Source organism: Cellulosimicrobium cellulans (assembly GCF_007679345.1).
GTDB classification, from domain to species: domain Bacteria; phylum Actinomycetota; class Actinomycetes; order Actinomycetales; family Cellulomonadaceae; genus Cellulomonas; species Cellulomonas cellulans_A.
In genome coordinates this window covers 87,207-95,954 of sequence record NZ_VEGH01000017.1, presented here as the reverse complement: position 1 = coordinate 95,954, position 8,748 = coordinate 87,207, and the positions used below count along the sequence as shown (strand labels likewise).

Annotated in this window: 9 protein-coding genes and 1 pseudogene; 4 read left to right on the top strand and 6 right to left on the bottom strand. The window is 76.6% G+C overall.

Features of this window, described 5'->3' with window-relative positions:
- The 4 genes and pseudogenes from FS882_RS18675 to FS882_RS18660 all read right to left on the bottom strand — a co-directional run.
- Positions 1-218, bottom strand: a pseudogene (locus tag FS882_RS18675) (hypothetical protein); the annotation flags it as partial.
- On the bottom strand, positions 199-585 hold the full coding sequence (locus FS882_RS18670; RefSeq protein WP_158375408.1) for a DUF742 domain-containing protein: 387 nt from the start codon (positions 583-585) through the stop codon (positions 199-201). The pseudogene FS882_RS18675 and the gene FS882_RS18670, both read right to left, overlap by 20 nt.
- 4 nt (positions 586-589) lie before the next feature.
- A complete protein-coding gene (locus FS882_RS18665) occupies positions 590-1,036 on the bottom strand; it encodes a roadblock/LC7 domain-containing protein (RefSeq protein WP_158375406.1) in 447 nt (148 codons plus the stop codon).
- Complete coding sequence (locus FS882_RS18660) at positions 1,033-3,045, bottom strand: ATP-binding protein (RefSeq protein ID WP_158375404.1); 2,013 nt, start codon at positions 3,043-3,045, stop codon at positions 1,033-1,035. The genes FS882_RS18665 and FS882_RS18660 overlap by 4 nt, the downstream gene beginning before the upstream one ends.
- Positions 3,046-3,562: 517 nt before the next feature.
- On the opposite strand from FS882_RS18660, the gene efeU reads away from it, so the two are divergent.
- From efeU to efeB, 3 genes are all read left to right on the top strand, one after another.
- Complete coding sequence (gene efeU, locus FS882_RS18655) at positions 3,563-4,438, top strand: iron uptake transporter permease EfeU (RefSeq protein WP_158375402.1); 876 nt, start codon at positions 3,563-3,565, stop codon at positions 4,436-4,438.
- Between the two features lie 72 nt (positions 4,439-4,510).
- Complete coding sequence (gene efeO / locus FS882_RS18650) at positions 4,511-5,710, top strand: iron uptake system protein EfeO (protein ID WP_158375400.1); 1,200 nt, start codon at positions 4,511-4,513, stop codon at positions 5,708-5,710.
- A gap of 82 nt (positions 5,711-5,792) precedes the next feature.
- The gene (gene efeB, locus FS882_RS18645) at positions 5,793-7,127 is read left to right on the top strand and encodes an iron uptake transporter deferrochelatase/peroxidase subunit (RefSeq protein WP_158375398.1); all 1,335 of its coding nucleotides are present in this window, start codon (positions 5,793-5,795) and stop codon (positions 7,125-7,127) included.
- Between the two features lie 16 nt (positions 7,128-7,143).
- Here the strand turns inward: efeB and FS882_RS18640 are convergent, their stop codons facing one another.
- On the bottom strand, positions 7,144-7,713 hold the full coding sequence (locus FS882_RS18640) for a CG0192-related protein (protein ID WP_158375396.1): 570 nt from the start codon (positions 7,711-7,713) through the stop codon (positions 7,144-7,146).
- 180 nt (positions 7,714-7,893) lie between these two features.
- Between FS882_RS18640 and FS882_RS18635 the strand changes: the two genes are divergently transcribed.
- Positions 7,894-8,403 carry an ASCH domain-containing protein gene (locus FS882_RS18635; protein ID WP_158375394.1) on the top strand — a complete coding sequence of 170 codons (510 nt, stop codon included), beginning with the start codon at positions 7,894-7,896 and terminating at the stop codon, positions 8,401-8,403.
- A gap of 15 nt (positions 8,404-8,418) precedes the next feature.
- On the opposite strand, the gene FS882_RS21180 is transcribed toward FS882_RS18635, so the two are convergent.
- On the bottom strand, positions 8,419-8,556 hold the full coding sequence (locus FS882_RS21180; RefSeq protein WP_187365379.1) for a hypothetical protein: 138 nt from the start codon (positions 8,554-8,556) through the stop codon (positions 8,419-8,421).
- Positions 8,557-8,748: the final 192 nt, after the last annotated feature.

Genomic DNA, 8,748 nt, shown 5'->3' with positions numbered 1-8,748 from the left:
GCGGCCTCGGTGTTCAGCGGCTCGATGTCGGAGATCGACCCGATGAACGTCGTCTTGCCGACGGCGAACCCGCCCGCCACGACGATCTTCACGACCGTCGGCGCCTGCGCCCGGTGCGTCGCCGCGTGGCCGTTCGCGTGCGGCGCCGGGACGCCGTCCGGCAGCCCGGTGCGCGCCGGACCCCGCGGGTCCGGGCCCTCAGAGGGCGGAAATGCCATCGTAGACACTCTCCAGGACGTCGAGGATGAGATAGCGCTGCTCCTGGTCGGCCGCCGCGGCCGCGCCCATCCCGGGCACGGCGGCGTCGTGCACCCGGACCGCCCCGGCCCGGACCAGGTCCGCCACGAGGATCTGGGCGACGCCCAGGGGCACCTCGATCCGCGCGGCGATCTCCGCCACGGTGAGGTAGGTCCCGGCCAGGCCGGCGAGCACCGCGCGCTGCTCCGCGGTGAGCGCCGGGTGGGTCGACCCGTCCGCGTGCACCAGCGTGTCCAGACGCACGTCGTCGCCCTCCGCCCGGGTCCGGCCGCCGGTGATGACGTACGGGCGGACCTCCGGGGCGGCACGGCGCGGGGAGTCGGGCACGGCGTCAGACCTCCGTCCGGCTGGGGCTGTCGACGGGGAGCTCGCGCCGCAGGTCGGACACCAGCTGCGGCGTGAGGGTGGTCTGCGCGCGGCTGGCCAGCATCGCCATCTCGTAGCCGACGACGCCGACGTCGCACGTGGTGTCCGCCGCGACGGCGAGCACCGACCCGCCGGAGACGTTCATCAGCACGAGGAAGCCGGAGTCCAGCTCGACGACGCACTGGGCGACCTGGCGGCCACCGAGCTCCCGCGCGGCGCCGCGGGTGAGGCTGGAGATGCCGGAGACGATCGCCGCGAGCTGGTCCCCGCGGGTCCGGTCCACCCCCTGCGACATGGTCATGAGCAGCCCGTCCGCGGAGACGACCAGCGCGAACGTCGTCCCGGGCGTGGACCGCACGAACTCGTCCAGGAGCCAGACGAACTCCCGGCGGCGTGGTGTCGGGTCGGTCATCGCATCTCCTCGGCGAGCGGGGTCGGGGCAGGGAGGTCGAGAGGGGCGGCGGCGCCGTTCGCGCGGCCGCGCAGGGTGGCGTCGCGAAAGGCCGTCAGCCGGGCGCGCAGGGCCTCGGCGTCGCGCACGATGGCCTCCTCGGCGAGGTCCGTGGCGGCGTCCACCGCGACCGGGGACCGGCGGGCGAGAGTCCCGCCGCCCGCCTCGGCCACCTGCGGGCGGTAGGACGACATGCTGCTGAGCGCGGCCAGCGCCTGCTGCTGGAGCGAGGCGCGCTCGGCGAGCGAGGACTGCTCGCCGGTCCACGCGCGGGACGCGTCCGGCAGGCCCTCCGGGGACCACGCCGGGGTCGGGCCCGCGGGGTCCTGCGGCAGGAAGGTCTGGCCGGAGGTGACCGGCGCGACGACCGGCGCGGCCACCGGCTCGGCGACCTGCTCGGCCGCGACGGGGACCGGCTCGGTCGCGGGGTGCGCGGCGTGGCGGCGCGGCGCGGCGTGCGACCCCGGCGCGTGCGGCACCTCGGGGTGCGGCTGGACGAAGCCGTAGACCGGGGGCTCGGCCGGGAGGGCGGCGCCCGGCACCGCGCGCCGGGGCAGCCCGCCCGCGTCGTCGCCCGCGGGCGTCCCCGCGAGGATGGCGTCGAACGACGGCAGCGCCGCGTGCTCGGGCGAGAGCTCCTCGGCCGCGTGCGCCCGCGACCGGGTGCTGCGCCGCGGCCCGGGGACGCCGGCGTGGCGGCCGGGCAGGTCGTCCGCGGCGCGCTCGGGGACGTAGGCGTCCGGGATCCCCGGGAGGCCGGCGACCCCGTCGGCGAACGGCGGGGCGAGGGCGTCCGGGTCGAGCACCGGCGGCAGCACGACGGGCTCGGGCAGCACCGGGGCCGAGTCGGCGGGTGCGCCGGTGTCCGCCTCGTCCGGGCCGGCCACGTCGAACAGCTCCCGGGCCAGCCGCACGGTCACCTCGGTGCCCGCGCCGTCGGTCCGGGGCGCGAACGTCACGTCGATGCCGAGCCGGTGCGCGATCCGACCGACCACGACGAGGCCGAGCCGGTCGGTCCCCGCGGTGACCCCGGCGCGGGACGCGAGCGCGGCGGTCGCCCGGGCGAGCTCGTCGGCCGTCATCCCCAGGCCGCTGTCGCGGACCGTGACGTGCATGGCCTCGGGGTCGCACAGCCCGACGACGTCGACCACCGTGTCCGGCGGCGAGAACACCGTCGCGTTCTCCAGCAGCTCGGCGAGCAGGTGCGCGACCGGGACGACGTGCACCGCCGCGAGCGGCGGGTCGTCCGTCAGGTCGACGCGGACGCGCTCGTACGCCTCGATCTGCGCGCTGGCCGTGCGGACGACGTCCGACACCGGGATCGCCTCCCGCACCCGCCGGCCCGGCGGGCTGCCGGCGAGCACGAGCAGGGACTCGGCGCCGCGGCGCAGCCGCATCGTCAGGTTGTCCAGCAGGAAGAGCTGCTGCAGCGTGTCGGGGTCGGTCTCGGTCTGCTCGAGCTCGTCGAGGGCCTGGAGCTGGCGGTTGAGCAGGGAGATGTCGCGGCGCGCGGCCACGGCGAACGCGGCCGAGGACGCCGCGTGCGGGTCGGGGTCGCCGCCGCCGTGCCCGGCGGTACCGGCCGGGGCGAGGTCGGCGCCGTGCGCCGGGACCGGCACCGGGCCGGAGGCGGGCGCCCCGCCGGCGCCGGGGACGAGGGCGATCGCGCCCGTCGACGGTGAGGCCGGCGCACCTTCGGGCACGTAGCCGAGCGCGACCCCGTCCGGGCCGGGGGCCTCGGGGGCGACCCCCGGCCCGGCGGGTGCCGGGCCCGGCCCGGCGGAAGCCGGGCCCGTCGCGGGGGCGGCGCCGGCGGAAGTCCCGCCGCGCCCCGCCCGCCGTCGGCGCGTCCGCAGCACGACCAGGAGCGCGACGGCCGCCAGCACGCCCACGGCGCCCAGCACCAGGGCGACCACCGTGGAGTCCGCGGTGATCCCGAGGAGCGACGCCGGGGCGAGACGAGAAACCACGACACCTCCTGCAGCTGAAGAACCGATCACCGGACACGTGACACCCATTGCAACGGGCTCGTCACCACAACGCAAAAGTGCCTCTGACCTGCACTTTCGCCGCGACTGAGATCATTCGGGACAGGCCGTCGGGCGACCGTGCACATTCGATGGGAAATGCCATTCGGGCGGTGGACGGCGCCCTTTGCGTAGGTATTGCGGGGCCGGCACCGGCACCCCGGGGCCCGTTGGCGTGGGGGACGGGGTCGGTGTGCGTCGTTCGTGCACCGGCCGCCGCCGGACCCGCCCGGGCCACGGGAACGCGGCGGCGGCGTGGGGACGAAAGTCCCGATTTGCCCCCCTGACGTGGGGCGTCTTCCGGCCCGGCCGGCATCCGCGCGGTCGCGACCCGGAACGGTGTACCGCGGCACCCCGTGGCGCGAGTAAGGTTCGCCTCGCCTTAGCCGGCGGGGCCCTCCCGGCACCCCGGGCCGGGCACGCCCGTGCCGTCCACCACCACCCGCGTCGGAGCCGCCCGATGGTCGCGAACTACCTGATCGGCCTGCGCGAGGGCCTCGAGGCCGCCCTCGTCGTCAGCATCCTCATCGCCTACCTGGTGCGCACCGGGCGCCGCGACCTGCTCCCCGCGCTCTGGGCCGGGGTGGGCGTGGCGGTGGCGGTGTCGCTCGGGTTCGGCGCTCTGCTGACCTTCGGGCCGCAGGGCCTGTCGTTCACCGCGCAGGAGGCGATCGGCGGCTCGCTGTCGATCGTCGCCGTCGGGCTCGTGACCTGGATGATCTTCTGGATGGCGCGCACCGCCCGGCACCTCAAGGGCGACCTGCAGCACAAGCTGGACGACGCCGTCGCGGCGGGCCGCCGGGCCGTCGTGGTCATGGCGTGCCTGGCCGTCGGCCGCGAGGGCCTGGAGACCGCGCTGTTCCTGTGGGCGAGCGCGCAGGCGACCACGACCGGCGCGCGCGGCGGCACCGCCGCTCCCCTGCTGGGCGCCGCGCTCGGCCTGGCCACTGCGGTGCTCGTCGCGTGGGCGCTGTACCGGGGCGTGCTGCGGCTCGACCTGCAGGCGTTCTTCGCCTGGACCGGCGCCTTCCTCGTGCTCGTCGCCGCGGGCGTGCTGTCCTACGGCGTCCACGACCTGCAGGAGGCCGGCATCCTGCCCGGCCTGCACACCCTGGCGTTCGACGTCTCGGCCGCCGTCCCGCCGACCAGCTGGTACGGCACGCTGCTGAAGGGCGTCCTCAACTTCACGCCGGCGACCACCTGGCTGCAGGCGATCGCGTGGGCCGCGTACGTGGTCCCGACCATGACCTTCTTCGTGCGGACCGCCTTCCGCCGCCCGCCCGCGCGCCCCGCGGCGCCCGCACCGGCCACGACCTCCCCCCTGCCCGCCGCCTGACCCGCGAGCACCGCGCGCGGCGCCCCCGCCGCCGCCCCGGCTCGTCGACCCGTGCCCCGAGAAGGAGCCCCGATGTCCCGCACCTCCTGGAGCGCCGCCGCCGCGGTCGCCCTGCTGCCGCTGCTCGCGGCGTGCGTCCCGAACGACCCCGCCGGCGGCGCGGCCAGCAGCGACGCCGCCGGCGCGCTGACCGTGAGCTCCACCGCCGACGCCTGCGAGGTGTCCGCCGACAGCGCGCCGAGCGGCACCCTGACGTTCTCCGTCACCAACGACGGCAGCGACGTCACCGAGTTCTACCTGCTGGCCGACGACGGTCTGCGGATCGTGTCCGAGATCGAGAACATCGGGCCCGGCATCTCCCGCGACCTCGTGGTCCAGGCCGCGCCCGGTGACTACTACACCGCCTGCAAGCCGGGCATGGTCGGCGACGGCATCCGCGCCGCGTTCACCGTCACCGACTCCGGCCAGGACGTCGGGCCGACGGGTGACACCGCGGACCAGCTCGCCGCCGCCGAGACGTCGTACGTCGCCTACGTGAAGGACCAGGTCGGCTCCCTGATCGCCGGCACGCAGGAGTTCGCCGACGCCTACGCCGCCGGCGACGACGACCGGGCGCGGGAGCTGTACGCCGCGACCCGCGTGCACTGGGAGCGCGTCGAGCCCGTCGCCGAGTCGTTCGGCGACCTCGACCCCGCGCTCGACCTGCGCGAGGCCGACCTCGAGGACGGCCAGGCCTGGACCGGCTGGCACCTGGTCGAGAAGGACCTGTGGCAGCCCGCGCCCGACGCGAACGGCGGCGCGACCTACGTGCCGCTGACGCCCGAGGAGCGCGTCGCCGCCGCGGACGACCTGGTCGCGAACACCCAGAAGCTCGTCGACCAGGTGACCGCCGACGGGTTCACCTTCGAGGCGTTCCAGATCGCCAACGGCGCCAAGGGCCTGCTCGACGAGGTCGCCACCGGCAAGGTCACCGGCGAGGAGGAGATCTGGTCGCACACCGACCTCTGGGACTTCCAGGCCAACGTCGACGGCGCCCGCGTCGCGTACGAGGTGCTGCAGGACGTCGTCACCGAGCAGGACCCCGACCTGGCCGCCGACCTCGACCAGCGGTTCGTGGAGCTCGAGGCGCTGCTCGCCGCGCAGGGCTCGATCGAGGCGGGCTTCGCGCCGTACACCGACCTGACCGACGCGCAGGTCACCGAGCTGGCCGCCGCCGTGGACGCGCTGTCCGAGCCGCTGTCCCGGCTGACCAGCACCGTGACGGGGGCCTGACACGGGCGGGCACACGGGGGTCCCGGGCGCGGCGGACGACGCCGCGCCCGGGACCGGCGCGCCCGCCGGGGCCCGGCGCGGGATGTCCCGGCGGGCGCTGCTCGGCCTCGGCGGCGGCCTCGTCGTCGGGGCGGCGGCCGCCGGGGCCGCGGCCACGACGGCGGTCGAGCAGGCGCGGTCTTCAGGGGCGTCCGCCGGGTCCGCCGCCGACCGCACCTACCCGTTCACCGGCGCGCACCAGGCCGGGATCGTCACGCCCGCGCAGGACCGGCTCTACCTCGCCGCGTTCGACGTGACGACCACCGACCGCGACGCGCTCGTCGACCTGCTGCGCCGGTGGACCGTGATGGCCGCCCGCATGACGCAGGGCCTGCCCGCCGGCCGGTTCGACCCCGCCTCCGGCCCGTACGACGCGCCGCCGGACGACACCGGTGAGGCGGCCGACCTGCCGGCCGCGGGGCTGACGATCACGGTCGGCTTCGGGCGGTCGCTGTTCGTCGGGGCGCCCGGGGCCGAGGCGGACCGGTTCGGGCTCGCCGGGCGGCTGCCCGCCGGGCTCATCACGCTGCCGCACTTCGCCGGCGACGACCTCGACCCGGCCCGCAGCGACGGCGACCTGGTGGTCCAGGCGTGCGCCGACGACCCGCAGGTCGCCGTGCACGCCGTGCGGAACCTGTCCCGCGCCGCCTTCGGCACCGCCCGCATCCGGTGGACCCAGCTCGGCTACGGCCGCACCTCCTCCACCAGCACCGCGCAGAAGACACCGCGGAACCTGTTCGGCTTCAAGGACGGCACCGCCAACCTCAAGGCCGAGGAGCCGGCCGCCGTCGACGACCACGTCTGGGTGCCCGCGAGCGCCGCGGCCGAGGGCGGCACCGACGCGGCCTGGCTCACCGGCGGCACCTACCTCGTCGCCCGGCGGATCCGGATGCACATCGAGACCTGGGACCGCTCCTCGCTGCGCGAGCAGGAGGCGCTCGTCGGCCGGACCAAGGGCGAGGGGGCGCCGCTGTCGGGCGGTACCGAGTTCACCGAGCCCGACCTCGACGCCACGGGCGGCGACGGGAAGCCGCTGGTCGCGCTCGACTCGCACGTCCGCCTCGCGCACCCCACGCAGAACGACGGCGTCCGGATGCTGCGCCGCGGGTACAACTTCACCGACGGCAACGACGCGCTGGGGCGGCTGGACGCGGGGCTGTTCTTCCTCGCGTTCGTCGTCGACCCGCGGACGCACTACGTGCCGATGCAGACCCGGCTGTCGTCGCAGGACGGGCTGATGGAGTACCTGGTGCACACCGGGTCGGGGCTGTTCGCCGTGCCGCCGGGCGTCCCGGACGGCGCGCTGCCCACCGGGGCGGACGGGACGCCGGCGCTCGCGCCGGACGGGCCGTTCCTGGGGCAGGCGCTGTTCGCGTAGGCGGCGCGCCGGCGCCTCAGGCCAGGTAGGCCAGCACCACCGGGACGTCCTGACCGGCCCACGTGCCGGTGAGCGCCCGGGACGCCGGGACGTCGGCCCCGGCGAGCGGCTCGCGCACGACGACCACCTCGGGGTCGCCGGCGCCGGCCGCGTCGCCGGCCCCGCTCCCCCGCACCCGCGCCGTCGGCTCGCGCTCCTCCCGGCCGTCGGGCGTCTCCACCCACATCCGCACCTGGGTGTCGCCCTCGCGGACCACCCGGGCGAGCTCGGCGCGGTACACCGGGTCCCCCGGGCCGTCGTACACCCAGCGGGTGCCGAGCACCGAGTGCTCCATCGTCCCCACCAGCCACTCCTCCGCGCCCGCCAGCGGGGCGCCGCGGTAGGTCAGCGGCACGTGCACCAGCCGGCCCGCGACGTCGAGCAGGTGCGACTCGATGCCGACCTCGCCCTCCGGGTCGTCGAACCGGTACGCGCCGACCGGCCGCACGTCGTCCGCGGGCCCGTCGAACCACGGCTGCGCGGGCAGCCACGCGGCGACGAGCTCGGTCTTGGTCGGGACGAGGGTGGCCCGGTGGATGATCGCCATGCCGCCACGGTAGCCGGGCCCCCGCCCGGCCCCGTCCTCGAGGGTGCAACCGACACGTCGAGCGAGTAGTCGGCGACTACTCGCTCGACGTGTCGGTTGCCCCGCCGGCGCGGCCACCCGCTCGGCGGGCGCGCCCACCCGCCTCGACCGGCACGCGCCGCCGCCTGGCAGGATGCGCGGGTGAACCAGCACCGCACCCCGCCCGGACCGCTCGACACCACCGCCGCCGAGGCGCTCTGGCGCGCGTACGTCGCCGCGCACCCCGAGGCGGTCGCCGCGGGCGACGAGTACGTCGTCGACCGGTTCGGCGACTCCGTCGAGCTGAGCGACGAGCTGCTCGGCATCGTCCGGCACGGCGCCAAGCGCGCGACCGCCGAGCTGGTGGCCGAGTTCGCCCACCGCGGAGAGTCCCTGCCCCGGGTCGGCGCGCACTGGGTCGCCTGCGACGGCCGCGGCGCGCCCGCTCTGGTGCTCCGCACGGTCGAGCTGAGGATCGCGACGTTCCGCGAGGTCGACGCCGACTTCGCGTTCGACGAGGCCGAGGACGACCGCAGCCTGCGCAGCTGGCGCGAGCAGCACCGCATCTACTGGGAGCGCACCTGCGCCGCCCGCGGTGCGGTGTGGAGCGAGTCCGACGAGATCGTGCTCGAGCGGTTCCGGGTGGTGTGGCCGCCGGAGGCGGCGGACTGACCCGCCCGGGCCCGCCTACTCGGCCAGCGCCGCGCGCGCCTCGGCGACCTCCCGGGCGTCCGGCGACCCGGTGCGGTGCACCGACAGCTCCCCGCACCCGACGAGACCCAGTGCGACGACTCCCACGATGCCGGCGACGGCGATCCTGCGCATGACCCTGACTTCCTGCAGCGATTCGGACGAACCGGGGCATCCTGCCAGAACCACGAAGCGGCCGGTGCGGGCCGTAGGTCCTCGGCGGGTCGCGTGCCGCCTCCCGGACGAACCGCAGCACCACCTACCCAATCCGCGCGAGCCGCCCGCCACCGCCCCGCGGTGGTCCCCGGCCGCCCGACAGTGAGGCCG